This window comes from Sphingomonas sp. RS6, from assembly GCF_054489705.1.
The window spans coordinates 306,902-331,885 of record NZ_JBTMWM010000003.1 but is presented as its reverse complement, the minus strand read 5'-3'; the positions used below and the strand labels follow the sequence as shown (position 1 = coordinate 331,885).

At 68.2% G+C, this 24,984-nt stretch carries 18 protein-coding genes; 14 read left to right on the top strand and 4 right to left on the bottom strand.

Annotated features, from left to right (window positions below):
- Positions 1–54: 54 nt before the first annotated feature.
- From ACX40Y_RS08705 to trxA, 8 genes are all read left to right on the top strand, one after another.
- A complete protein-coding gene (locus ACX40Y_RS08705; RefSeq protein WP_459119153.1) occupies positions 55–3,048 on the top strand; it encodes a TonB-dependent receptor plug domain-containing protein in 2,994 nt (997 codons plus the stop codon).
- A 108-nt stretch (positions 3,049–3,156) separates the two neighbouring features.
- Positions 3,157–5,496 (top strand): PAS domain-containing sensor histidine kinase, encoded by a 2,340-nt coding sequence (locus tag ACX40Y_RS08700; RefSeq protein ID WP_459119152.1) that lies wholly within the window; start codon positions 3,157–3,159, stop codon positions 5,494–5,496.
- The gene (gene tsaE, locus ACX40Y_RS08695) at positions 5,493–5,957 is read left to right on the top strand and encodes a tRNA (adenosine(37)-N6)-threonylcarbamoyltransferase complex ATPase subunit type 1 TsaE (RefSeq protein ID WP_459119151.1); all 465 of its coding nucleotides are present in this window, start codon (positions 5,493–5,495) and stop codon (positions 5,955–5,957) included. Before ACX40Y_RS08700 ends, tsaE begins: the two co-directional genes overlap by 4 nt.
- Positions 5,954–6,928 (top strand): aminoglycoside phosphotransferase family protein, encoded by a 975-nt coding sequence (locus tag ACX40Y_RS08690; RefSeq protein WP_459119248.1) that lies wholly within the window; start codon positions 5,954–5,956, stop codon positions 6,926–6,928. Before tsaE ends, ACX40Y_RS08690 begins: the two co-directional genes overlap by 4 nt.
- Complete coding sequence (locus ACX40Y_RS08685) at positions 6,925–7,686, top strand: nucleotidyltransferase family protein (protein ID WP_459119150.1); 762 nt, start codon at positions 6,925–6,927, stop codon at positions 7,684–7,686. The genes ACX40Y_RS08690 and ACX40Y_RS08685 overlap by 4 nt, the downstream gene beginning before the upstream one ends.
- A 132-nt stretch (positions 7,687–7,818) precedes the next feature.
- Positions 7,819–10,758 (top strand): double-strand break repair protein AddB, encoded by a 2,940-nt coding sequence (addB, locus tag ACX40Y_RS08680; protein WP_459119149.1) that lies wholly within the window; start codon positions 7,819–7,821, stop codon positions 10,756–10,758.
- Complete coding sequence (gene addA / locus ACX40Y_RS08675) at positions 10,758–14,195, top strand: double-strand break repair helicase AddA (protein ID WP_459119148.1); 3,438 nt, start codon at positions 10,758–10,760, stop codon at positions 14,193–14,195. Before addB ends, addA begins: the two co-directional genes overlap by 1 nt.
- 57 nt (positions 14,196–14,252) lie before the next feature.
- Positions 14,253–14,573, top strand: a complete 321-nt coding sequence (gene trxA / locus ACX40Y_RS08670) for a thioredoxin (protein ID WP_459119147.1) — start codon at positions 14,253–14,255, stop codon at positions 14,571–14,573.
- A 43-nt stretch (positions 14,574–14,616) separates the two neighbouring features.
- On the opposite strand, the gene ACX40Y_RS08665 is transcribed toward trxA, so the two are convergent.
- From ACX40Y_RS08665 to ACX40Y_RS08655, 3 genes are all read right to left on the bottom strand, one after another.
- Positions 14,617–15,411: an inositol monophosphatase family protein gene (locus ACX40Y_RS08665; RefSeq protein WP_459119146.1), complete on the bottom strand. Its 795-nt coding sequence runs from the start codon at positions 15,409–15,411 to the stop codon at positions 14,617–14,619.
- A 4-nt stretch (positions 15,412–15,415) separates the two neighbouring features.
- Positions 15,416–16,642, bottom strand: a complete 1,227-nt coding sequence (argJ, locus tag ACX40Y_RS08660) for a bifunctional glutamate N-acetyltransferase/amino-acid acetyltransferase ArgJ (protein ID WP_459119247.1) — start codon at positions 16,640–16,642, stop codon at positions 15,416–15,418.
- A 101-nt stretch (positions 16,643–16,743) separates the two neighbouring features.
- Positions 16,744–17,742 carry a 2-hydroxyacid dehydrogenase gene (locus ACX40Y_RS08655; RefSeq protein WP_459119145.1) on the bottom strand — a complete coding sequence of 333 codons (999 nt, stop codon included), beginning with the start codon at positions 17,740–17,742 and terminating at the stop codon, positions 16,744–16,746.
- Positions 17,743–17,821: 79 nt separating this feature from the next.
- Between ACX40Y_RS08655 and ACX40Y_RS08650 the strand changes: the two genes are divergently transcribed.
- Positions 17,822–18,298, top strand: coding sequence for an SH3 domain-containing protein (locus ACX40Y_RS08650; RefSeq protein ID WP_459119246.1), 477 nt, complete (start codon positions 17,822–17,824; stop codon positions 18,296–18,298).
- Between the two features lie 24 nt (positions 18,299–18,322).
- On the opposite strand, the gene ACX40Y_RS08645 is transcribed toward ACX40Y_RS08650, so the two are convergent.
- Positions 18,323–19,510 (bottom strand): acetyl-CoA C-acyltransferase, encoded by a 1,188-nt coding sequence (locus ACX40Y_RS08645; RefSeq protein WP_459119144.1) that lies wholly within the window; start codon positions 19,508–19,510, stop codon positions 18,323–18,325.
- 89 nt (positions 19,511–19,599) lie between these two features.
- Between ACX40Y_RS08645 and ACX40Y_RS08640 the strand changes: the two genes are divergently transcribed.
- From ACX40Y_RS08640 to ACX40Y_RS08620, 5 genes are all read left to right on the top strand, one after another.
- Positions 19,600–19,860 carry a hypothetical protein gene (locus tag ACX40Y_RS08640; protein ID WP_459119143.1) on the top strand — a complete coding sequence of 87 codons (261 nt, stop codon included), beginning with the start codon at positions 19,600–19,602 and terminating at the stop codon, positions 19,858–19,860.
- 10 nt (positions 19,861–19,870) lie between these two features.
- Complete coding sequence (locus ACX40Y_RS08635) at positions 19,871–20,662, top strand: prepilin peptidase (RefSeq protein ID WP_459119245.1); 792 nt, start codon at positions 19,871–19,873, stop codon at positions 20,660–20,662.
- A 1-nt stretch (position 20,663) separates the two neighbouring features.
- Complete coding sequence (locus ACX40Y_RS08630) at positions 20,664–22,127, top strand: coniferyl aldehyde dehydrogenase (protein WP_459119142.1); 1,464 nt, start codon at positions 20,664–20,666, stop codon at positions 22,125–22,127.
- A 129-nt stretch (positions 22,128–22,256) separates the two neighbouring features.
- Positions 22,257–22,703, top strand: coding sequence for a MarR family winged helix-turn-helix transcriptional regulator (locus ACX40Y_RS08625; RefSeq protein WP_459119141.1), 447 nt, complete (start codon positions 22,257–22,259; stop codon positions 22,701–22,703).
- 72 nt (positions 22,704–22,775) lie between these two features.
- Entirely contained in the window at positions 22,776–24,830 is a 2,055-nt protein-coding gene (locus ACX40Y_RS08620; RefSeq protein WP_459119140.1) for a malate synthase G, read from the top strand.
- Positions 24,831–24,984 lie beyond the last annotated feature (154 nt).

The window sequence follows — 24,984 nt, the reverse complement described above, 5'->3', positions numbered from 1 at the left end:
TTCAGACACAAAATGTTACGAGGGGAATTCCCGAACAAAAGTAAAGGGGAAACCATGCGTATCTTTGGCCTTGCGCGTCCGAATCTGGCACTGACGGTATCGCTTGCCGCGCTCGCACTCGCCCAAACCGCAACCTCCGCCTCGGCGCAGACCGCGCCGGCAGACAGCGATGCGGTGCCGAGTTCGACGATTGCGGGTCAGGATGCTGCTGCCGATACGAGCGATCAGGATGCGATCGTCGTGACAGGCTCGCGCATCCGGCGGATGCCAGGCTTCGATACGCCGAATCCTGTCGTGTCCGTCGATGCCGCTGCGATTCAGGCCGCCGGCACCACCAACGTCACCGATTTCCTGACCGGCTATCCTGCGCTCCAGGGCTCGTCGACCTCGGCCGACAATGCGGGCGATCGCGCGGGCATCGGTACCACCGGCCTCAACCTGCTCGACCTGCGCAATCTTGGCACCGAGCGTACGCTGGTGCTGGTGGATGGCCGCCGCCACGTCGCGGGCGTCCCCGGTTCCGCCGCCGTCGACGTCAACACCATTCCGTCCGATCTGATCGATCGTGTCGAAGTGCTGACGGGCGGCGCCTCGGCCGTCTATGGCGCCGATGGCGTGACCGGCGTCGTCAACTTCATCCTCAAGCAGAATTTCGAAGGCGTGACGGCGCGCGCACAGGCCGGCATCTCCGAATTCGGGGATGCAGGTCAGCGTTCGATTTCCGTCACGGCAGGCAAGAATTTCTCTGGCGGGCGCGGCAATGTGGCGCTCGCTTACGAATATTCGGCCGAAGATCGGCTGAACTCGCATGATCGCAAGTGGCTGGACGGCACCAACGCCGTCGGATTCTATCGCAATCCGAACGGCACCAGCCCGACCTATGTTCCGCTGAAGGACGTTCGCTATTTCGATACCGCGCGTCAGGGTGGCATCGATATCGATCAGGACGGTTTCCCCGACTATCTGGTTCAGAACGGCAGCGTCGTTGCGTTCGATCCGGGCACGTTCGTGCCGAACTTCTACCAGCAGGGCGGCAACGCCACGGCCGTTTCCGACTATGCCAACGATCTGTTGCCGCAGCTTGACCGCCACATCGTCAATGCGGTGGCGCATTTCGACGTCAGCGACAAGCTGACGATCTTTGCCGAGGGCAAGTACGCGCGCACGCACAGCTATTCGCTGGCGCAGCCGACCTTCGATTATTATCTCGTGATTCCCGAGGACAACCCCTACATCCCCGCATCGTTGCAGCCGCTAATCGCTGCCGAGGGGCTGGGCAGTGTTCTCGTCAATCGCGACAATTTCGATTTCGGCCAGCGAGGCGAGGACATTCGTCGCGAAACCTATCGCGGCGTGATCGGGGTTCGCGGCGATCTGAACGATCACCTGAACTACGAAGCGTCCTACGTCTATGGCCGAACGGACGTACGCAGCCGTTACCTCAACGACATTCTCGACGATCGCTTCTATGCCGCGATCGACGTGGTGCAGGGGCCGAACGGCCCCACCTGCCGCGTCAATGTCGATCCCAACTGGACGCCGAACCAGCCTTACAACTCGACGCGCCAGGAGTTCGCGCCGACGACCTTCAGCCCCGGCGAGTGCGTGCCGCTCAACCTGTTCGGCGAAGGCGCGGGCAGCCACGCCGCCTATGACTGGATCAAGGCTGACACGACCGATCGTTCGCGGATCGAGCAGCATGTCGTCTCCGCCTATCTGAGCGGTGATCTGGGCGGGCTCTTTACGCTGCCTGGCGGCGTGGTCCATTTCACAATAGGCGGCGAGTATCGCAAGGAGAAGAGCCGCTTCGTACCCGATCCACTGGCGGCAGAGGGCCTGACCTTCACCAATGCGTTGACGGTGGATGCCGGTTCGTATGACGTGAAGGAAGCGTTCGGCGAGCTTAGCATTCCGCTGCTCACCGACCAGTTCGTCCATCGCCTGGAAGTGGGTGGTGCGGTGCGCTTCTCTGACTATTCGACGATCGGCAACTCGACGACATGGCAGCTGAACGGCGCCTTTGCACCGGTTCGCGACATCACGTTCAACGGCACCTATTCGCGCGCGGTTCGCGCACCGAATATCGGCGAGCTGTTCTCGGGCAATTCGCAGACGTTCCAGTTCATCACCGATCCCTGTCTTCCGGCCGAACTGGACAACGGGACCCAGTATCGCGCGGCGAACTGTCAGACGCTGCTCGCCTCGCTCGGTGCCGATCCTTCCACTTACACCGATGTTCGCTCGACCAACCTGCCCGGCTTTGCCGGCGGTAATCCTGACCTGAAGCCCGAGGTCGCAACGACCTGGACGGCAGGCGTGGTGCTGCAGCCGAGCTTCATCCCCGGACTGTCGCTGCGTGCAGACTGGTACGACATCAAACTGAAGAACGCGATCAATACGGTTGATCCGGAGCAGCTGGCGCAGCTTTGTGTCGACCAGCCTTCGCTCGACAATCCGTTCTGCACGGGCATCGTTCGCCAGAACGGCGCGGCGGGATCGGCCGATGCCGGCAATATCGTGAGCTTCACCGTTCGTCCGCAGAACGTTGCGGAGTTCCGCACGGCCGGTCTCGACGTGAACTTCAACTATCGCCTCCGCACGGCGGCGGTCGGGACGTTCAATCTGAGCGTCGTCGGCAATTACCTCGATCGACTGGAGTTCGTGGGCACCCCGGGCGCCGACATCACCAACGAGCGGGGTCAGGCCTCGACGCGTGCGCCGAAGTACACGGCGACCGCGGATCTCACTTGGTCGTTGAACGGTCTGACGATCAACTATGGCTTGCAGTGGTTCGACAAGACACTGCGCTATACGAATCTGCAGATCGACGGCGATCCCGATATCGTCGCGCCTGAATATTTCTATCTGAAGGAACGTTGGCAGCACGACATTGCCGCGAGCTATGACGTCAACGACGAATTCCAGATCTATGGCGGCGTCCGCAACTTCACCGGTCAGCGGCCTGCGATCGGAACCTCGGTCTATCCGGTCAGCTCGGTCGGCGCATTCGGCTATGTCGGCGTGCGCGTGAAGCTCCCGAGCTTCTGATCAGCGCCACAAATCGAAATCGGGGGATCGGACGATGTCCGGTCCCCCTTTTCGTTACGCGGCCATTTCGCCTAAGGGTGGGATGATGACTGTGCAGCGCGCCCGATCGTGATTTCCATTCCGCAAAGCGGCGCTGTCGTCGCGGGCGCGGTGATCGCGTTGTTTCTGCTGTGCGGGGTCTGGGCGCTCTACGCCGGGTTGCGCGCGCGCGCCGAGGCGCGGGCGACGTTTGACGAGAACCGCCGGCTCACCCGCTTCACCCGAACCTCGCCCGCGCAGGCGATGGTGGTCAGGGCTGACGGGCGCATTGAGCTTTCGCACCGATTGGCAGGCTGGTTGGGGCTGGACGAGCTACCGCGATCGCTGGAGGATCTGTCGCAGGGCGCTGGCGGGCTGGCGCCCGAAACCGTGGCGATGCTGGCCGATCAGATCAACGCCGCACAGCGCGCCGGGCAGCCGTTTCGCGTGACGCTGGCGGTGCGCGGCGCCGAGCGCACGCTCGAGGTGAGCGGCGAGCGCGCGGCGGAGTCGGTCGAGGCGCCGGGCAGCGTGGTGCTGTGGTTCTTCGACACCACCGACCACCAGGCCGAGGTGGCGCGGCTGGAGCGCGATGCCGGGCGGCTTCGCACCGCGTTCGACGCGCTGACCGCGCTGATCGAGGCCGCGCCGATGCCGATGTGGTATCGCGGATCCGACCTGCGGCTGCTGATGGTCAACACCGCCTATGTCCGCGCCGTGGAAGGCCGGGATTCGGAGGACGTCGTCGCGCGCGGGCTGGAACTGGTCGATGGTGCCGGGCTGGGCGGGCCGCTCGCCAACGCGGCGATCGCGCGCGACACACAGGAGCCGCAGACGGCGGCGATGCCCGCCACGGTTGCCGGCGCAAGGCGGATGCTGCGGCTGCACGACATTCCGCTGCCGACCGGCGGGATCGCGGGCTTTGCCGTCGACATCGAGGAACTGGAGCAGGCGCGCGGCGGGATGAAGCGCTTCGCCGAGGCGCAGCGCGCGATCCTTGACCGCGTGTCCGCCGGCGTCGCCCAGTTTGGATCGGATCGCGGCCTGGTGTTCTGCAACCAGCCCTTCCGCCGGATGTTCGCGATGAAGAACGAATGGCTGGCCGACCGGCCCGAATTCGATCGCGTACTCGAGCGGATGCGCGAGGGGCGCAAGCTGCCCGACGTCCGCGATTTCCCGGCATGGAAGGCGGAGCGGCGCGAATGGTTCACCGCGCCGGATGCGATCGAGGAAAACTGGAGCGTCGGCACCACCCATCTGCGCGTCGTCGCCCAGCCTTTGCCCGAGGGCGGGCTGCTGCTGCTGTTCGAGGACCAGACGCAGCAATTTGAACTGCAGCGCGAGCATGGCGAGATGCAGCAGGTCCGCACCGCGACGCTGGAAAGCCTGGCGGAGGCGGTGGCGGTGTTCGGCAAGGGGCGGTTGCAGCTGTGGAACCGCAAGTTCCGGCAGGTCTGGGATTTCGAGGACTCGTTCCTCGACGAACATCCGCAGATCGCGACGCTGATCAAGGCGGCGGGCACGCGGCTCGCCAATCCCGCGCGCGCGGAGATACTGGGCGATCTGATCCGGCTGGCGGCCAAGGACCGGCAGCAGCGCGGATCGAGCGTCGCCTTCGCCAATGGCCGCCATTACGATATTGCCGCGATGCCGTTGCCCGACGGCAATGCGCTGGTGACGATGCTCGACACGAGCGATCGCCAGCGGATCGAGCGCGCGCTGCGCGACCGCAACGAGGCGCTGGAAGCGGCGGACCGGGTCCGCACCGCCTTTGTCGCCAATATGAGCTATGAGCTGCGCACCCCGCTCACCTCGATCAAGGGGTTCGCCGAGATGCTGCAGGGCGGCTTCGCCGGCAAGCTGAGCGTCGATGGCGGCGAATATGTCGAGGCGATCCTGATGTCGGTCGACCGGCTGGGCGCGCTGATCGACGACGTGCTCGATCTGACGCAGAGCGAGGGGCAGCCGCTGGAGCGGGCGTCGGTCGATATCGAGCAGGCGGCGAGCAGCGCGGCGGAAGTGATCGCACCGCTGGCAAGGGCGAAATCGATCGAGCTGGTGGTCGAGGATGCCGGCACGGCCGGCACGATCCAGGGCGATGCGCGCCGTATCCGCCAGGTGGTCGAGCATCTGCTGCGCCATGCGGTTGCCGGGACGGGCGAGGGCGGCCGGGTGCTGCTGCATATCGACGGCAATGCCCGGGTGGCGCGCGTGATCGTGAGCGATGACGGCCCCGGCATGAGCCGCGAGGCCGCGGCGCGGGCGTTCGATCGCTTCGCGACATCGGGCCAGTCGCGCGGCGGCGAGCGCGCGCTGGGCCTGTGGCTGCCGCTGGCGAAGCAATTCGTCGAGGCGCATGGCGGCCGAATCGAGCTCATTTCCGAACCGGGCCAGGGGACGCTGGTGACGGTGGAGCTGCCGCGCGGATGAGCGGCGACGGCACGATGTTTCGGCTCGATTCGCTCGATGCCGCGCTGGCGCTGGGCGCCGGGCTCGCCGCGGTTGTGCGGCCCGGCGACGTGATCGCGCTGTCTGGGCCGCTGGGTGCGGGCAAGACCAGCATCGCGCGCGGGCTGCTCGCCGCGCTCGGGCTGGAGGGGGAAGCGCCGTCGCCGAGCTTCGCCATCGTCCAGCCCTATGATCCGCCCGAAGTGCGTATCCCGGTGCTGCATGTCGACCTCTACCGCATCGACGACCCCGAGGAAGCCGAGGAACTGGGCCTGCACGATGCGCGCGCCGAGGCGGTGCTGCTCGTCGAATGGCCAGAGCGGCTGAGCGACGCGGCATGGACCGACGCGCTTTGGCTTACCCTCGAAGTCGCGCCGGATGGCGCGCGCCGCTTGACAGCGCGGGTGCCGGCGGCATGGAAGGGCCGATGGCCCCTGACATGAATCCGCCGCTCGCGGCGCCCGCGTTTCTGGTTTCCGCCGGTTGGGAAGGGGCGCAGATCCTGCCGCTTGCCGGTGATGCGTCGTTCCGCCGCTATTTCCGCGTGGTCGACCATGATCGCAGCGCGATCCTGATGGACGCGCCGCCGCCGCACGAGGATCCGCGCCCGTTCATCGCCGTCGCCCGCTGGCTGAGCGACCACGGCTTTGCCGCGCCGGGCATCCTCCACGAGAATCTGGACGAGGGCCTCGTGCTGCTCGAGGATTTCGGCGACGCGCGGCTGCGCGAGACGGTCGACGCCGCGCCCGAGAGCGAGCTGCGGCTCTATCAGGCGGCGGTGGAACTGCTGGTGCGGCTGCACGCGCATCCCGCCGGCGTCGCGCGGCGCTATGACCTCGCCGAATATCAGCGCGAGCTCGGCCTGTTCACCGAATGGTATTGCCCGGCCGTGGGCCTTTCGGTCGACGAGGAAGGCTATCGGGCGGCCTGGGCCGAGGTGCTGGCGCCGCTGCTCGGTGACGAGGCGCCGGTGACGGTGCTGCGCGACTATCACGCCGAGAACATCATGCTGATCGAAGGGAGCGAGCAGTTGGGGCTGCTGGATTTCCAGGATGCGCTGGCCGGCCATCCCGCCTATGATCTGGTGTCATTGCTACAGGACGCCCGGCGCGACGTTTCGCCGACGCTGGCCGCCGCGATGCTCGACCAATATCGCCGGATCACCGGTGCGGGCGAGGCGTTCGAGACCGCCTATCACGTGCTGGGTGCGCAGCGGAACGCGAAGATCATCGGCATCTTTACCCGGTTGTGGAAGCGTGACGGCAAGCCGCGTTATCCCGGGCTGTGCCCGCGCGTTTGGGGCTATCTCGAACAGGATCTCGCGCATCCGGCGCTCGCCCCGGTTGCCCGGTGGTTCGCGGCCAATGTGCCGCAGGATCGGCGCGGCGATCCGATGGCGGTGACGGCGGCATGAGCGGCGCTGCCACCTATTCGCTGCGCCCGCAGCCGAACGCCGCCGTGCCGGAGACGGCGATGGTGATGGCGGCGGGGCTGGGCAAGCGGATGCGCCCGCTCACCGCGACGCGCCCCAAGCCGCTGATCGAGGTCGCCGGCAAGCCGCTGATCGATCATGTGTTCGATCGGCTGCGTTCGGCCGGGGTCGGTCGCGCGATCGTCAACGTCCATTATCTGGCCGACCAGCTCGAGGCGCATCTGCGCGCGCGGGTGAAGGGCATGGACCTGGCGATCTCGAACGAGCGTGCGCAGCTGATGGAAACCGGCGGCGGGCTGGTGCAGGCGCGTGGACTGATCGGTGACCAGCCGTTCCTGTGCATCAACAGCGACAATCTGTGGATCGACGGGCCGAGCGACGCGATCCGGCTGCTCGCGGCGCAGTGGGACGATGCGCGGATGGACGCGCTGTTGCTGCTGGTGCCATTGGCGCGCGCCTATAACCATCCCGGCTCGGGCGACTTCCGGCTCGACCCGTTCGGGCAGATCACCGAGCGGCGAAAGCCCGGCCGGATGGCGCCCTTCGTCTTCACCGGCATCCAGATCCTGTCGCCGCGGCTGATCCGCGACTGGCCCGAAGGCCCGTTTTCGACCAACCTGTTCTGGAACCGCGCGCTCGAGGCGGGGCGGTTATGGGGCGCGGTGCATCAGGGCCTGTGGTTCGATGTCGGCTCGCCCCAGGCGATCCGCGCGGCGGAGACGGCGCTGGCTGCGCTGTGACGTTCCAGTAGCAGGTGGCGTCGGGGCGCGGGCGTTCGCAATGGCTTGCGGGCGCCGGCGGTCGCTGCCACTGCTGGGCGATGCGGGGAATCGGCAACTGGCGAACGGGCGGGCACGGGCGCGTGATCACCGATGACTGAGCGCCTGCACCTCTACACGATCCCGCCGCACCGGGCCTTTGCCGACAGCCTGGCGATCGGCCTGATCCGGCGATTCGGCGGCGATCCGATGCGTCTGGCGCGCGGGCTGGTGCTGCTTCCCAACAATCGCGCGAAGCGGGCGATGCAGGACGCGTTCGTGCGCGAAAGCGGCGGCGGCCTGTTGCTGCCCCGGCTGGTGGCGGTGGGCGATCCCGAGCTCGACGAGGCGGTGTTCGAGGCGATCGACGACGCCGCACCGGTGCCGAGGGCGGTCGCGCCGCTCCAGCGCCGGATGATCCTCGCCCGGCTGCTCCAGGCGAACGAACCGCGGCTCGACGCGGCGGAGGCGGTGCGGCTGGCGGGCGATCTGGCGACCACGCTCGATCAGCTGCTGATCGAAGAGGTGCCACCCGAGCGGCTCAAGACGCTCGACCTGAGCCAGGAGCTGGCGTCGCACTGGTCGCGCGCGCTCGCCTCGTTCGAGATCATGCTGACGCGCTGGCCGGCCGAGCTGGCGCGATTGGGCTGCATCGATCTGGTCGAGCGGCGGCGCCAACTGCTCGGACGGGTTGCCGCGCGGTGGAAGGCTGCGCCGCCCGGCGGCTTTGTCTGCGCCGCCGGCATCACCACCAGCGCGCCGTCGATCGCACGGCTGCTGCGCGTTGTCGCCGGGCTGCCGCAGGGAATGGTGGTCCTGCCGGGCCTTGCAATCGAGATGGACGATGCCGAATGGGACGCGCTCGGTCCGCACGCGCCCGATCCAATGACCGGCCATCGCCGCCGCAGCATCGAGACGCACCCGCAATTCCAGCTCAAGCAGCTGCTCGACCGGATGGGGGTGCGTCGCGGCGAATTCGAGCCGTGGCGCGTGGCGAGCGAGCTGGACGCGCCGCCGGCGCGCAGCCGTGCGATCGCATCGGCGATGCAGCCGGCCGCGATGACGCACCGCTGGATCGACCTGCCCAAGGGCGAGCGGCGGCTGGACGGCGTGCGGGCGCTGGAGGTCGCGACCCCGGCCGAGGAGGCGCAGGCGATCGCGCTGGCGCTGCGCGAAACGCTGGAAACGCCCGGGCGCACTGCGGCGCTGGTGACGCCTGATCGCGCGCTGGCACGGCGCGTGGCAGCGCATTGCGCGCGCTGGAACATCGCGGTCGACGATTCGGCGGGGCGGCCGCTGTCACTGACACCGCCGGGCACGCTGCTGCTCGCGCTCGCGGATGCGGCGGGACAGGCGTTCGCGCCGATGCCGCTGCTCACGCTGCTCAAGCATCCGCTGGTGATGCCCGATGCCCGCGCCGAATGGCTCGACGGGGCACGCGCGCTCGATCGTGCGCTGCGCGGGCCGCGGCCGGCGCCGGGGCTGGCGGGTCTCGACCGGCACCTGGGCGAGGCTGAGGGCCGCGAGCGCGATATCCGCGCACCGGCGGCGCGGTGGTGGCCCAAGGTACGCGCGCTGCTCGAACCGATCGAGCTGCGGTTCGCGGGTGGCGCACAGCCGCTGCAGATGCTGGTCGCGTCGTTGCGCGAAACGGCGCAGGCGCTGGGTGGCGATGCGCTGTGGGGCCGGGAGGATGGCCGTGCGGCCGCCGCATTGCTCGACGATCTTGAACGGCAGGCGCGGGAGGGGCCGCCGCTGGCCGAGCCCGCCAGCATCGCGCCGCTGCTGCGCACGCTGATGGACGAGATCGCGGTGCGGCCGCCACAGGGCGGGCACCCGCGCGTGGCGATCCTGGGCCTGATCGAGGCGCGGCTGCACAGCGCCGACCTGATGATCCTGAGCGGCCTGAACGAAGGCGTCTGGCCCGGGCTGCCCGCACCCGACCCGTGGCTGGCGCCGCGCATTCGCGCCGAGCTGGGCCTGCCGGGGCTGGAGCGGCGGATCGGCGTTTCGGCGCATGATCTGGCGAGCGGGCTCGGCGCACGATCGGTGCTGCTCACCCGCGCGCGTCGCGATGCCAGCGCACCCACGATCGCTTCGCGATTCTGGCTGCGGCTGGAGGCATTGTCCGGGGGGCTCGACCGGGCGGAGGACCTTGCCGGCTGGATGGCAGCGATCGATTCTTCTGATTCGCCGGAGCGCACAACGAAGCCCGAACCCGCGCCACCTTTGGCAGTTCGGCCGAAGGTGATCGCCGTCACCGATGTCGACCGGCTGAAGGCCGATCCCTATGCCTTTTATGCCAAGCGCATCCTGCGCCTCGCGCCGCTCGATCCGGTCGATGCCGATCCGAGTGCGGCGTGGCGGGGAACGGCGGTGCATGACGTGCTGCAGAAATGGTTCGAGCAGGACGATTGCCATCCCGAGCGACTGCGCGAACGAGCCGAGGCGATGCTCGCCGACGCGCGTACCCATCCGCTGGTCCGGGCGCTGTGGCAGCCACGGCTGATGGAGGCGATCGACTGGATCGCCGCCGAACTGGCCGCCAATGCCGCTGCCGGCCGCCATGTCCTGGCCGTCGAGCGCGACGGGGCGATCGAGTTCGCTGGGGTCAAGCTGCACGGCAAGTTCGACCGGATCGACCGGCTGGCCGATGGCGGGCTGGCGATCGTCGATTACAAGACCGGACAGCCGCCGAGCACGCGCGCGGTGCGCGAAGGCTATAATCTGCAACTGGGGCTGCTGGGCCTGATCGCCGGGCGCGGCGGCTTCGAGGGTATCGGCGGTGAGCCGCGCGGCTTTGAGTATTGGTCGCTCGCCCGCAACCAGAAGACCGGCGGCTTCGGCTATGTCGATTCGCCGGTCGATCCGAAGAAGCGCGATCCGATCCCCGCCGACACGTTCGTCGCCGTGGTTGCCGAACAATTCGCCGAGGCGGCGGGCGACTGGCTGACCGGCGAGCGCCCGTTCACCGCGAAACTCGTGCCCGAATATGCCCCCTATGCGGATTATGACCAGCTGATGCGTCTGGACGAATGGTATGGGCGCGACTGATGCGTAGGCCCGGCAAGCTCCACCCGCTCAAGGGCAACCAGAAGCTGGCGAGCGATCCCCGCCGCCATGTCTGGCTTTCGGCATCGGCGGGTACCGGCAAGACGCAGGTGCTGGCGGCGCGCGTCTGGCGGCTGCTGCTGGCCGGCACCGACCCGTCGGCGATCCTGTGCCTGACCTTCACCAAGGCAGGGGCGGCCGAGATGTCCGAGCGGATCACCAGCCAGCTCGCCTATTGGGTGCGCGCGCGGCGAGAGGACGTGGCCGCCAATCTGGAGGCGCTTGGCGAGCGGTTCGGCCCGGACGAGGTGGCCTATGCCCGAACGCTGTTCGCCAAGGTGCTCGATGCGCCGGGCGGGGGCATCCGCATCCAGACGATCCACAGCTTCTGCCAGTCGCTGCTGTCGGCCTTTCCGGTCGAGGCGGGGCTGGTGCCGGGGTTCCGCCCGCTCGACCCGCGTGAGGAAAAGGTGCTGGCGCGCGACACGCTGGCCGACATGCTGGTCGCGGCGCGGCGTGAGGGGCGCGAGGCGCTGATCGACGCGGTCGGTGCGCTCAGCCTGCGACTGGGCGATGGCGGGGCGGAAGCGTTTCTGGCGGAGTGCGCGCGCGCGCCCGAGGCGCTGGAGGAACTGCCGGATGAGATTCAGCCCTGGTTGCGCGGCGCCTTCGCGCTGCCCCGGGGCGATATCGACGCGGAACTGACGCGCTGTTGCGCCGATGATGCATTCGACGTCAGGACGCTGCGCGAAATCGCGGCGATGAATGCCAGCTGGGCGACGACGAGAGGGCTGGAGCGGGCCGACCGGATCGCTGCGTGGCTGGCGCGTGGACCGGACACGCGCGCGGCGACGCTGGGCGATCTGCATCAGGTATGGGCGACGGCGAAAGGCGAGCCGCGATCGTTCGGGAAGGGGCAGGCACCGGCCGAGCCGGCCTATGCCGAGGCGGCGATGCGGCTGCACGGTCGCTGCGGCGAACTGCTGTCGATGAAGCTGCGCGCCGGCTATGTCGACCTGCTGGCGCAGGGACTGGCGGCGGGCCGCGACTATGCGCGCGCCTATCGCGCGGCCAAGCGGCGGCTGGGCGCGGTCGATTTCGATGATCTGATCGGGCGGACGATCGCGCTGCTCGACCAGCCCGGCATGGGCGACTGGGTGCGGTACAAGCTCGATCAGGTGACCGAGCATGTGCTGATCGACGAGGCGCAGGACACCAACCCGCGGCAGTGGCGGATCGTCAGCGCGATGGCCGAGGAATTCTTCGCCGGCGAGGGGGCGCGCGGCGACCGCGTTCGCACGCTGTTTACGGTGGGCGATTACAAACAGGCGATCTTCGGCTTTCAGGGCACCGATCCGATCTATTTCCGCGCCGCGTTCGAGCGGTTTCGCCGGCTCGCCGAGGTGCAGGCCGATTACGAGGTCGAGGCGCAGGGGATCGCATCGCTATCGCTGACGCACAGCTTCCGCTCGACGCGCCCGATTTTGGAATTTGTCGACGCCGCCATCGCCGCACTGCCAGCGCCGGGCATGGGCGAGTATAGTGACGTCGAACCGCACGCCAGCGAGGTGCCCGGCGCCGGCACCGTGACGCTGTGGCCGCCGGTGACCGAAGGCGGCAGCGAGGCCGACGAGGAGGCGTGGATCAGCGACGCCACCCGCGAACTCGCGAAACGGATCGCCGAGCGGATCAAGGGCTGGATCGGGACGCTGCCGCTCGACGAAAAGGGGCGGATGCTGGCGCCGGGCGACGTGATGATCCTGGTGAAGCGGCGCGGCGAGCTGGCCTCGCTGATCGTCGCACGGTTGTACAAGGAGGGCGTGCCGGTTGCGGGCGTCGACCGGCTTCGGCTCAACGCGCCACTCGCGGTGCAGGATCTGCTCGCCGCGATCCGTTTTTCGCTTCAGCCCGAGGACGATCTTTCGCTGGCATCGCTGCTCGTATCGCCGCTGATCGGCTGGACGCAGGGCGAGCTGATGACCGCGGCGATGCGCGAGCGCGGCGGGCTCTGGCGGCACCTGCGCGCCACCCAGCCGGCGGAGCGACTGGCGCCGCTCTACGATCTGTTGCGCCGAGCCGATCTCGCGACGCCATATCGCTTCCTCGAGGAGATATTGTCGGGACCGCTCGACGGGCGGCGCAAGCTGCTCCGCCGGCTGGGCGAGGAAGCGCGCGATCCGATCGAGGAACTGCTGAACGCGGCGCTGCTGTTCGAGACCAATGCGACGCCGTCGTTGCAGCGCTTCATCGACTGGTTCGATCGTGGCGATGTCGAGATCGTCCGCGATGCCGCGCAGCCGCAGCCGGCGGTGCGGGTGATGACGGCGCATGGCTCCAAGGGGCTTCAGGCGCCGCTGGTCATCCTGGCCGATGCCACGGTCGATCCGACGCGAAGCCCGCGCAGCCTGCTCAAATGGGCGCCCGACGACCATGACGGCGACAAATTCCCGATCTTCCGGCCGCGCGCGGCCGAGCGTGACGATATTCTCGGCAAGGCGCTGAGCGATGCCGATGCGCGCGAACTGGAGGAGCATTGGCGTCTGTTCTACGTCGCCGCGACGCGCGCCGAGCGGCGGCTGGTGATCGCCGGCGCACTGGGGCCGCAGGCCAAGGGCGTGCCGCCACGGGCGAGCTGGTATGCGGCGAGCGCGGCGGCGTTCGACGCGCTGGGCGTCGAAGCCGACGCGTCCGGCGAGCGGACGTTCGAGGGGAGGGCTCCGATGGTGGCGGCGTCGGGCGCAAGCCAGATCAAGGCGGAGCCGTTGCCAATTGCCACCACGTCGCCACCGCTCCCCGCCTGGCTGCGCGCGCCGGCGCCGATCGAGTCGCGGCCGTCGCGACCGCTGGCGCCCTCGGCATTGGGCGAGGACCGCGTCTCCGATCCCCCGCCCGGCGCGGCGATGCGCGATGCCGCCGAACGCGGCCGACTGCTCCACGCGCTGTTCGAGCGGTTGCCGGCGCGGGCGCAGGCGGACCGGCGCGGTGCGGCGGATCGCTGGCTTGCGGCTGCCGGCGTGGCCGATCCGGCTGCGCGTGCCGAGCTGATCGATGCGGCGCTTGGGGTAATCGACGATCCGCGCTTCGCCGAACTGTTCGGCCCCGATTCGCTGGCGGAGGCGCCGATCGCGGCGGCGGTGGCCGACGGCGTGGTGGTGTCGGGCACGGTCGACCGGCTGGTCGTGCTGCCCGATTGCGTGCGGGTGATCGATTTCAAGACCGGCCGGCGCGCACCGGGACGGAGGGCGGACATTCCCGATTATCACCTGCGGCAGATGGCGGCCTATGTCGCGGCGCTGCGCGTGATCTTTCCGGGTCGCGAGGTCGAGGCGGCGCTGCTCTATTCGGCCGGCCCGGTGCTGCATGTGTTGCCAGACGCCATGCTCGCGGCGCACAAGCCCGGCTACGCGGCGGAGCAGCAAAGCTTGCCGTCCGGTGCTTGAGCCCGCGCCCTCGCATCCATAGATTGCAGTTCGAGACCAGTTCAGGAGATTAAGACAATGGCCACCCTGGCGACCAGCGACGCCACGTTCGACACCGACGTACTGAACGCGGACAAGCCCGTGCTCGTCGATTTCTGGGCCGAGTGGTGCGGCCCGTGCCGGATGATCGCGCCGGCGCTTGAGGAGCTTGCCGAGGAACTCGCCGGGCAGGTGCAGATCGTCAAGCTCGACATCGACGCCAATCCCGAGGCGCCGACCAAGTACGGCGTTCGCGGCATTCCGACGATGATCCTGTTCAAGAACGGCCAGCAGGCGGCGACCCAGGTCGGCGCGATGCCGAAGAATGCGATCAAGCAGTGGATCGAAAAGGAACTTTGATCCTGTCTTGCCCCCCTCCCGTGCGCGGGAGGGGGGCAAGCGTTCAGCCGAACAGCAGTGCCGCCGCCTGCTCGCCGAATGCACGGCTCGACGCGGCGATGAGGCCCACCCCGTCCTGACCAATGCGATAGGGACTGCCGTTCCAACGCATGACATGGCCGCCTGCTTCGGTGAGGAACAGCACGCCGGGGGCGTGATCCCAGACCAGCGTGTTGCGAAACACGGCGACATCGTTCTGGCCCAGCACCAGCCGCGGATAGTTTTCAGCCGCGCAGCGCGGGATCGGTATCAGCTCGAACGCCTCGGCCAACCGCGCGACGCGATCGGCATGGTCGTCCGCCGACTGGCCGACCTTCGACACGGCGGCGATCGGCCGCGCTCCGCCGCTGGCGCGGGTGGCAACGGGCACTTCCCCGATAAAGGCGCCGCCGCCGCGCACGGCGTGGCACATGCGCCGGGCGACGGGGTCATAGATCCATCCCGCCTGGGTGATGCCGCCTTCGATCAGCGCAATCATGATCCCGAACGGCGGCTGCCCCGCCGCGAAATTGCCGGTGCCGTCGATCGGGTCGATGATCCAGGCGCGCGCGGCGGTCGCGGAATCGATCAGCGACGGATCGGCGGCGCAGGCTTCTTCGCCGACGATCGCCGCATCGCGATCGATCGCCGCCAGCCCGGCGGACAGCATCGCCTCCGCCTCGCGATCGGCGACCGTCACCAGTTCGCCGGGCGTTTTTTCATGCACCTCATGCGCCGCCAGATTGCGGAAGCGCGGGAGCACCACGGCCTCGGCAACCTCGCGCATCAGCGCGGAGACGGCGACATGATGACGATGCATGGCCTCAGCTCCGATAGTCGGCGTTGATCGAGATATAGCCGTGGGTCAGATCGCAGGTCCAAACCGTGGCGCGACCCTCGCCTAGGCCGAGGTCGACGCCGATTTCGACCGTCTGGCCCTTGAGGTGCGCGGCGACTGGCGCTTCGTCATAGCTCTCGACCGCGAGGCCGCCTTGCGCGACCTGCGTGGTGCCGAAGCGGATGGCGAGCCGATCGCGCTCGGCGGGTTCGCCCGCCTTGCCGACCGCCATCACGACGCGGCCCCAATTGGCGTCCTCGCCTGCGATCGCCGTCTTCACCAGCGGCGAATTGGCGATCGACATGGCGATCCGGTGGGCGCTGCGGTCGCTCTCGGCACCCTCGACGGTGATCTCGATCAGCTTCTGCGCGCCTTCGCCGTCGCGGACGACGAGCAGCGCGAGCTGGCGGCAAAGATCGTTCAGCGCCGCGCGGAAGGCGTCGGCGCCGGGATCGTCGTCGCTCGTCAGCGGGGCGTTGCCGGCCTTGCCGGTGGCAAAGGCAAGCACGGTGTCGCTGGTCGAGGTATCGCCGTCGACGGTGATGCACGAGAAGCTCGGCGCATTGGCGGCGGTAAGCGCGCGCTGGAGATAGTCGGGCGCGACCGCGGCATCGGTGAAGATGAAGCCGAGCATCGTCGCCATGTCCGGCGCGATCATGCCCGAGCCCTTGATGATGCCGGCAAGAGTCACCGTGCGGCCGTCGACCACCGCCGTCGTCACCGCGCCCTTGGCGAAGGTATCGGTGGTCATGATCGTCTCGGCCGCCGCTGACCAGTCGCAGGGGTCGGCGGCATAGGCCGCGTCAAGTCCAGCCTGGGCCTTGTCGATCGGCAGCGGCACGCCGATCACGCCGGTCGAGGCGACGAAGATGTCGGACGGCTCGCAGCCCAGATGCTGCGCGGTGCGCGCCGCGATCGCTTCCACCGCCGCGCGGCCGCGATGGCCGGTAAAGGCGTTGGAATTGCCGGCGTTGACGACCAGAGCCCGCGCCTGGCCCAGCACCAGCGCCTTGCGGCACCATTCGACCTCGGGCGAGGGGCATTTGCTCTGCGTCAGCACGCCGGCGACGCTGGTGCCCGGATCGAGCGTGACGAAGGTGAGATCGCAGCGATCCCAGTTCTTGTAGCGCGCCCGGGCAACGCGCGGCGTGACGCCCGCGATGGCGGGCAGGGCGGGGAAGGGGAGCGCGAGCGGGGAAATGCTGGTGGACATGGCCATGCCTGTTGTTTCGATGCCGCGCGTGCTTCGGGCATGGGGGGGCAAAGATCAACGGCTTTGCTGCGTCTGCGTGCCCGTGCCGGCATCCACGCCGTTCAAAGCCAGCCTTCGAACACCTGATCGGGCGGCCGATGGCCGTCGGCCCAGCTGCGGATATTGGCGATCACCTTCATCCCCATCGCCTCGCGCGCCTCGAACGTGGCGGAGCCGAGATGCGGGAGCAGCACGACATTGTCGAGCGCGACGAGCCGGGGATCGACGCGGGGTTCGTCGACATAGACGTCGAGCCCGGCACCGGCGATGCGGCGTTGTTCGAGCGCGGTGACCAGCGCCTCGGGATCGACGATCTCACCGCGCGCGGTGTTGACCAGCCAGGCGTCGGGGCCGAGCAGATCGAGGCGCCGCGCGTCGATCAGGCCCGCGGTCGATCCGGTGTGCGGCGTGTGGATCGTCAGGATGTCGGCGGCTTCGAGCAGCGAATCGAGATCGGCGTGATAGGTCGCGTCGAGCTCGCGCTCGAGCATTTCGTGGACGCGGTGGCGGCTGTGATAATGGATGTTGAGCCCGAAGGCGCGCGCGCGCCGGGCGACCGCCTGGCCGATCCGGCCCATGCCCAGGATCGCGAGCGAACGCCCGCCGATCCGGTGGCCGCGCATGCTCGTCGGGCTCCAGCCCCGCCAGCCGCCGGCCCGCACCAGCTTGTCGCCTTCGACGAGGCGGCGCGGTACCGCGAGGATCAGCGCCATCGCCATGTCCGCGGTGTCGTCGGTCAGCACGCCCGGCGTATTGGTGATGAGGATGCCGCGTTCGCGCGCGGCCTTCAGGTCGATATGGCCGACGCCGGCACCGTAATTGGCGATCAGGCGCAACTGGTCGCCCGCCGAGCGGATCAGCGCACCAGTAATTTGATCGGTGACGGTGGGCACCAGCACATCGGCGGTGGCCACCGCTTCGGCCAGCGCCTCGGCCCCCATCGGCGCATCGCCACTGTTGAGCGAGGCGTCGAACAGCTCCGCCATCCGGGCCTCGCTCGCCTGCGGCAGCGCGCGGGTGACGATCACCCGGGGGCGGGAAGGGCGCGTCGAATGGGCCATGCCGATGGATTGGCCGCAGCAGCGTTCGCAGTCAACGGTTGAAGCGGAGGCGATGCTCGACGATAGACGTCGCATGACGATGCGTGGATGGACATGGGGGATTGCGGCGGTCGCGTCGCTGGCGATCGCGGCGCCGGCCGTCGCCCAGAAGAAAGTGCCCTATTTCATGTCGATCAAGGCGAGCAAGGCGCGGATGCGGACGGGCCCCGGCCGCAACTATCCCGCCAGTTGGCTCTACCAGCGCGCCGGACTGCCGGTGCGGGTGATCGGCACCTATGGCGAATGGCGCAAGATCGAGGATCCGGACGGGGCGCAGGGCTGGATGCAGGTCAATCTGCTCGACGACGATCGGTTTGCGATCGTGCGGGGCGGGATCGCTGAAATGCGGGCATCGCCGGACGCCAGCGCACATGTGAACTGGCGCGCCGCACCCGGCGTGGTCGGCCGGATCAGCCATTGCAGCGACGGCTGGTGCTGGTTCGACGTCAAGGGCCGGGCGGGCTATGTCGAGCAGTCGAAAATCTGGGGCGCCGATCCGGAAATCCCGCTGGATTGAGGCGCCCCGCCGGTCGGCGGCGCGTCAATCGATCCGTTCGAGCGCCATCGCCGTCGCCTCGCCCCCGCCGATGCAGAGCGAGGCAAGGCCGCGGCGCTGGCCGTTGGTCTCCAGCGCCGACAGCAGCGTGGCGAGGATGCGCGCGCCGCTGGCGCCAATCGGATGGCCGAGCGCACAGGCGCCGCCATTGACGTTGACCGCATCGTGCGACAGGCCGAGCTCCTTGATTGCGATCATCGCCACGCAGGCGAATGCCTCGTTCACCTCGAACAGGTCGACGTCGCCGGCGCGCCAGCCCGCGCGCTGCATCGCCTTGCGCATCGCAAACACCGGCGCGGTGGGGAAACGTGCCGGGGCATGGGCATGGGCGGCATGGGCGACGATCCGGGCGATCGGGGTTAGGCCGAGCCGTTCGGCAACCGACGCGCGCGTCATCACCAGTGCGGCAGCGCCGTCCGAGATCGAGGAGGCATTGGCTGCGGTGATCGTCCCGTCCTTCGAAAAGGCCGGCTTGAGCGTCGGGATGCGGGCAACATCGCCGCGGGCCGGCTGCTCGTCGAGCGCGATGGTGGTCACGCCCTTGCGGCCCTTGACCTCGACCGGCACGATTTCGCGATCGAACGCGCCGTTGGTCTGGGCCCGCTTCGCGCGTTCGAGGCTGGCGATCGCGAACGCATCCTGCGCCTCGCGCGTGAACTGATATTCCTGCGCCACTTCCTCGGCGAAACTGCCCATCAGCCGGCCGGGCTCATAGGCATCCTCGAGCCCGTCGAGATACATGTGATCCTTGAGCACATCATGGCCGATGCGTGCGCCGCCACGGTGGCGCATCGACAGATAGGGCGCGTTGGTCATGCTCTCCATGCCGCCCGCGACGAGCAGGTCGGCCGAGCCGGCTGCAAGCGCGTCGGCCGCCATGATCGCGGCCTGCATGCCCGATCCGCACATCTTGTTGATCGTCGTCGCCTCGATATGCTCGGGCAGGCCGGCCTTGAGCGCCGCCTGGCGCGCCGGGGCCTGGCCGAGCCCCGCCGGCAGCACGCACCCCATATAGATCCGCTCGATCGCATTGCCCTTCAGCCCGGCCCGTTCGACCGCGGCGCCCACGGCGGTCGCGCCCAGTTCGGTGGCGCTCGCGTCGCTCAGGCAGCCCTGAAAGCCCCCCATCGGCGTGCGGGCATAGGAAATGATGACGACGGGGTCGGCGGACATAAAGGCTCCTCTCGGATGTTTGCCGTCGATCTAGAGTGCCGCCCACCGATTTGCAAAAGCATCGGCGGCCTCGCATGAGGGAGACGTGCGTGACCCTGATCGACATTCTCAAATGGGCGGCCTCCATCAGCGGCATGATCGCCGCGTTCATGGTGTCGCTCGACCTCGGCCGGCGCGTGACCGGATGGGGGTTCGTGCTGTTCGTCGGATCGAGCATCTGCTGGATCAGCGGCGCGTTTCTGACCGACGACGAGCCGCTCTGGGCGCAGAATCTGGTGCTGTTCGCGATCAACCTGTTCGGCGTCTATCGCTATCTGATCCGAAAACGGGCGCCGCGTGACGGTGATTGACCTGTGGGGGATGCCATTGCTGCTCGGCGTGGTGGGCGCAGTGTTCGGCAGCTTCATCGCAACGCTGGCGATCCGCTGGCCCGAGGGGCGGGGCATCGCGAAGGGACGTTCGGCGTGCGACGGCTGCGGCAAGCCACTCGCGGTGCATGAATTGGTGCCGATCCTGAGCTATGCCGTGCAGCGCGGCCGTTGCCGGGCTTGCGGCGCCGCGATCCGCCCGAGCCATGTCGCGACCGAACTGGCGGGCGCGGCGATCGGCGTCGGCGCCGCGCTGGCGGCACCGGGCGTCGAGGCGATGGCGGGCGCGATCTTCGGCTGGCTGCTGCTCGCGCTCGCCGCGCTCGACCTTGTCGCCTTCTGGCTGCCCGATCGGCTCAACCTCGCGCTGGCGGCGACCGGCCTTGCGTTCGGCGCGGTCGGGATCGGGGCACCCATCGCGGCGCGGCTGATCGGCGGGGCGGCAGGGTTCGGCGTGCTTTGGCTCGTCGCGGTTGGCTATCAGAGGCTGCGGGGCCGCACCGGGTTGGGCGGCGGCGATCCGAAGCTGTTCGGCGCGATCGGGTGCTGGCTCGGCTGGCAGGCGCTGCCGCTCGTGCTGCTGATCGCGTGCATGATCGGGCTGGCGGTGGTGCTGGCGATGGTCGTCGCCGGCCGCCGCGTGCAGGCCACCGATCGCCTCCCGCTCGGCGTAATGCTGGCGCTCGCCGCCTGGGCGGTATGGCTCGTCCCGCAGCTGCTTTCATCGCCGGACCCGGCGGGTGTACGCGTACAACTGCAATGGGCGCCCAGTGGTGGAGACTGAAATGCAGGAGCTGCTCGATCGCCAGCGCGCCGCGTTCATGGCCGAACTGCCCGTTTCGATCGAGGTCAGGCGTGATCGGCTGACCCGCGCGATCGCGATGCTGGTCGATCATGCCGATCGATACTGTGATGCACTGTCCGCCGATTTCGGCCACCGCAGCCGCGACCAATCGATGCTCACCGATATCGCCGCGTCGGTGAGCGCCTTGCGGCATGCGAGAAAACATGCCGCGCGCTGGAGTCGGCGTGAGCGCAAGCCGACGTTGTTTCCGCTCGGGCTGCTCGGTGCGCGAGCGTGGGTCGATTATCGGCCGAAGGGCGTTGTCGGCATCATCGCGCCGTGGAATTTTCCAGTGAACCTGGTCATGTGCCCGCTGGCCGGCGTGCTGGCGGCGGGCAATCGGGCGATGGTCAAGACGAGCGAATATACGCCCGCTGTCGCCGCGCTGTTAGAGGAACTGGCGCCGCGCTATTTCGCAAGCGAGGAACTGGCGTTCGTCAGCGGCGGGCCGGCGGTGGGCGCGGCGTTCGCGGCATTGCCGTTCGATCACCTGTTGTTCACCGGCGCGACCGCGATCGGGCGGCACATCCTCCACGCCGCGGCCGACAATCTGGTACCGGTGACGCTCGAGCTCGGCGGCAAATCGCCGGTGCTGATCGGCCGCAGCGCCGATATCGGGCGGACCACCGAACGCATCGTGATGGGCAAGATGCTCAATGCCGGGCAGATCTGTCTCGCGCCCGACTATCTGCTGGTGCCGGAGGAGCGCGAGGATGCGATCGTGGAGGCCCTGACGCGGGCTGCGAGCGGCATGTACCCCCGGCTGATCGACAATCCCGATTACACCGCCATCATCAATGACCGCCATCATGCCCGCCTCAACGAATGGGTAGCGGATGCGGCGGCGAAGGGCGCCGAGGTGATCGTCGTGAACCCGGCGGGCGAGGATTTCGCCGCATCGAACACGCGCAAGATGCCGCTCCACATCATCCGGGGCGCGACCGACGACATGATGGTGATGCAGGAGGAGATTTTTGGGCCGCTATTGCCGATCCGACGCTACGACCGGATCGAGTCGGCGATCGGCGAGGTCAATCGCCGCGATCGGCCGCTCGCGCTCTATCATTTCGGTGAGGAGGAGGGCGAACGCCGGCTGGTGATGGCGCGGACCCTGTCTGGCGGGGTGACGCTGAACGATGTGCTGCTGCACGCAAGCCAGGAGGAACTGCCCTTTGGCGGGATCGGCCCGTCCGGGATGGGCGCCTATCACGGCGAGGCGGGGTTTCGCACGTTCAGCCACGCCCGCGCGGTGTTCCGCCAGTCGCGGATCGATGTAAGCCGGCTTGCCGGATTGCGACCGCCCTATGGCAAGGCGCTGCGCGCCACGATCCGGCGCCAGATCAAGCGGCAAAAAAAAGGCCGCCCCGGAGGACGGCCTATGAAAGTCTTAGGAGAGGATGCCTGAAAGGCCTGATTGTTCTGCACCGCGATCGGTTGTGCTGCAAGTGCGAAATGTTAACGTTAGCATTGCAAAATTTGCAATCCGACAACCTTGTCACTTGCGCGAAGCGGAAGCGGGCCTGAGAAACGCGCCATGACGACGCTGCGGCTAGACGAATTCCTGCCTTATCGGCTGTCGATCGCATCGAACGCGGTGTCCGATGCGGTGGCAACCGCGTACCGGACATTGTTCGGCCTTCGCATTCCCGAATGGCGGCTGGTGGCGGTGCTCGCCGAAGGCGGTACGATGAGCCAGCAGGCGCTCTGCGGCCGTACCCGCATGGACAAGGTGACGGTGAGCCGCGCGGCGATCGCGCTCGCCGATCGCGGGCTGATCGAGCGTGCCGCCAACCCCGGCGACCAGCGCTCGCACCTGCTGACGCTCAGCCGGCAGGGCTGGGAACTTTATGAACAGGTCGCGCCCAAGGCGATGGAACTCGAACGGCGGTTGTTCGCGGGCTTCAGTGCCGACGAGCGCGAGCTGCTCGTGGCGATGCTCGACCGCATCGAGGCGGCGGCGGCCCTGCCAGACGGGACTTGATCGCGGCGCCGACGCTGCGATAAGCGGAATTGCTGCCTCCCCGGGTGTGACATCGACCGCAAGGAGGATTCCGTGACTGCACATCTGGATCGAGCCGGGCTGAGCGTGGATGCCGCGCTGGCCGAATTTCTGGAATCCCAGGTTCTATCGCCGCTCGCAATCGACCCGGCGCCGTTCTGGGACGGCGTTGCTGCGATCCTCGCGAAACTGGCGCCCATCAATCGCGAATTGCTCGCGACGCGCGACTCGTTGCAGGCGGCGATCGACGCGCGGCTGCGCTCGGGCAAACCCGCCGACGAGGCGTTTCTCCGCGAGATCGGCTATCTGGTGCCCGAGCCGTCACCGTTCACGATTGCGCCGGGCGCCGTCGACGACGAGATCGCGACGCTCGCCGGGCCGCAACTGGTGGTCCCGGCGCTCAACGCTCGGTTCGTTCTCAACGCTGCCAATGCACGTTGGGGCAGCCTGTATGACGCGCTCTACGGCACCGATGCGATTCCCGGCGCACCGGCGGGCCCGGGTTATGACCGGGCACGCGGCGCGGTGGCGATCGACCGCGCGCGCGCCTTCTTCGCAGAGGCGGTCGACAAGGGAGCGGTCGAGATCGGCCGGTCGATCGAGGGGCCGCGGGAGACGCGTTACTATCGTGCATCCAATGGCCTGCATTTCGGGGTGGTGCGCGATCCGACGCACCCCATCGGTCGCGACGATCCCGAGGGCATCGCCGATTTCGAGCTCGAAGCCGCGCTAACCGCGATCATCGACCTTGAGGACTCGGTCGCCGCCGTCGATGCCGAGGACAAGCTGCTCGGCTATCGCAACTGGCTGGGGCTGATGCGCGGCGACCTGGCAGAGGCGTTCACCAAGAGCGGGCGCAAGGTGACGCGCCGCCTGGCCGACGACCGGGCCTATACCGGCGCTGATGGTGAACAGGCGGTGCTACCGGGCCGCGCGCTGCTGCTGGTCCGCAATGTCGGGCATCTGATGACGACGCCCGCGGTGATCCTGCCCGACGGCAGCGAGGCCCCCGAAGGCATTCTCGACGCGATCGTCACCGCAGCGATCGGCCTGCATGATCTTCGCGGCCTGGGGCGGCATCGAAACAGTCGCGCCGGGGCGATCTACATCGTCAAGCCGAAGATGCACGGCCCGGCCGAATGCGCCTTTGCCGACATGCTGTTCGCCGAGGTGGAGGCGTTGCTCGATATCGCGCCGAACACGATCAAGCTCGGGTTGATGGACGAGGAACGGCGAACATCGGCGAACCTCGCCGCGTGCATCCATGCGCTGCGACGGCGGATCTTCTTCGTCAACACAGGTTTTCTCGACCGGACCGGCGACGAAATCCACACCAGCATGCATGCCGGCGCGATGGTGCCTAAGGGCGAGATCAAGGGCAGCCGCTGGATCGCCGCCTATGAGGCACGCAATGTGCGGATCGGGCTCGACTGCGGCTTTGCCGGCCGTGCGCAGATCGGCAAGGGCATGTGGGCGGCGCCGGATCGCATGGCGGAAATGCTCAACCAGAAGATCGCACATCCGCTGAGCGGTGCGACCACCGCATGGGTGCCGAGCCCGACGGCGGCGACGCTGCACGCGATGCATTATCATGCGGTCGACGTGGCCGAGCGCCAGCGCGCGCTTCCCCAAACGGTGCCGCCGCTCGCCGACCTGCTGACGCCGCCGGTCGCGACCGACCGCAACTGGTCCACGGACGTTATCGCCCGCGAACTGGACAACAACGCGCAGGGGATACTCGGCTATGTCGTGCGCTGGGTGGATCAGGGGGTTGGCTGTTCGAAGGTACCGGACATCGACGATGTCGGGCTGATGGAGGACCGGGCGACGCTGCGCATCTCCTCCCAGCACATCGCCAATTGGCTGCATCACGGCGTCGCCACTGCCGAGCAGGTCGATGCCGCGCTGCGCCGCATGGCGGAGAAGGTGGATTCCCAGAATGCGGACGATCCTGCCTATCGACCGATGGCGGGGCGCTGGGACGACAGCCTGGCTTTTCAGGCGGCGCGTGCGCTGATCTTCGACGGTGTGCGCCAGCCGAACGGCTATACCGAGCCCGCGCTTCACCGCTTTCGTGCGCTTGCCAAGGCCCGCCGGGGTTGCGTTTGAACGCAAGCGTTGCTTCTAAATCGACATTGCGGGAGCCAATGCCGCGCACAACAGTTACGCAAGGGGGCGGGCCGAAAATTGTCGGGGCCCCCGAAGGAGGCGCGTGGTAAAAGGGGTTCGTGCGGTTTGGGTTGCCGCGCTCGCGGGGGCGGCG

What these genes read in the sequence shown, in the direction of transcription:
- ACX40Y_RS08705 (WP_459119153.1), top strand. Translation starts at nt 55, where the DNA reads ATGCGTATCTTTGGCCTTGCGCGTCCGAATCTGGCACTGACGGTATCG.
- tsaE (WP_459119151.1), top strand. Translation starts at nt 5,493, where the DNA reads ATGAGCGGCGACGGCACGATGTTTCGGCTCGATTCGCTCGATGCCGCG.
- ACX40Y_RS08690 (WP_459119248.1), top strand. Translation starts at nt 5,954, where the DNA reads ATGAATCCGCCGCTCGCGGCGCCCGCGTTTCTGGTTTCCGCCGGTTGG.
- ACX40Y_RS08685 (WP_459119150.1), top strand. Translation starts at nt 6,925, where the DNA reads ATGAGCGGCGCTGCCACCTATTCGCTGCGCCCGCAGCCGAACGCCGCC.
- addB (WP_459119149.1), top strand. Translation starts at nt 7,819, where the DNA reads ATGACTGAGCGCCTGCACCTCTACACGATCCCGCCGCACCGGGCCTTT.
- addA (WP_459119148.1), top strand. Translation starts at nt 10,758, where the DNA reads ATGCGTAGGCCCGGCAAGCTCCACCCGCTCAAGGGCAACCAGAAGCTG.
- trxA (WP_459119147.1), top strand. Translation starts at nt 14,253, where the DNA reads ATGGCCACCCTGGCGACCAGCGACGCCACGTTCGACACCGACGTACTG.
- ACX40Y_RS08665 (WP_459119146.1), bottom strand. Translation starts at nt 15,411, where the DNA reads ATGCATCGTCATCATGTCGCCGTCTCCGCGCTGATGCGCGAGGTTGCC.
- argJ (WP_459119247.1), bottom strand. Translation starts at nt 16,642, where the DNA reads ATGTCCACCAGCATTTCCCCGCTCGCGCTCCCCTTCCCCGCCCTGCCC.
- ACX40Y_RS08655 (WP_459119145.1), bottom strand. Translation starts at nt 17,742, where the DNA reads ATGGCCCATTCGACGCGCCCTTCCCGCCCCCGGGTGATCGTCACCCGC.
- ACX40Y_RS08650 (WP_459119246.1), top strand. Translation starts at nt 17,822, where the DNA reads ATGCGTGGATGGACATGGGGGATTGCGGCGGTCGCGTCGCTGGCGATC.
- ACX40Y_RS08645 (WP_459119144.1), bottom strand. Translation starts at nt 19,510, where the DNA reads ATGTCCGCCGACCCCGTCGTCATCATTTCCTATGCCCGCACGCCGATG.
- ACX40Y_RS08635 (WP_459119245.1), top strand. Translation starts at nt 19,871, where the DNA reads ATGCCATTGCTGCTCGGCGTGGTGGGCGCAGTGTTCGGCAGCTTCATC.
- ACX40Y_RS08630 (WP_459119142.1), top strand. Translation starts at nt 20,664, where the DNA reads ATGCAGGAGCTGCTCGATCGCCAGCGCGCCGCGTTCATGGCCGAACTG.
- ACX40Y_RS08625 (WP_459119141.1), top strand. Translation starts at nt 22,257, where the DNA reads ATGACGACGCTGCGGCTAGACGAATTCCTGCCTTATCGGCTGTCGATC.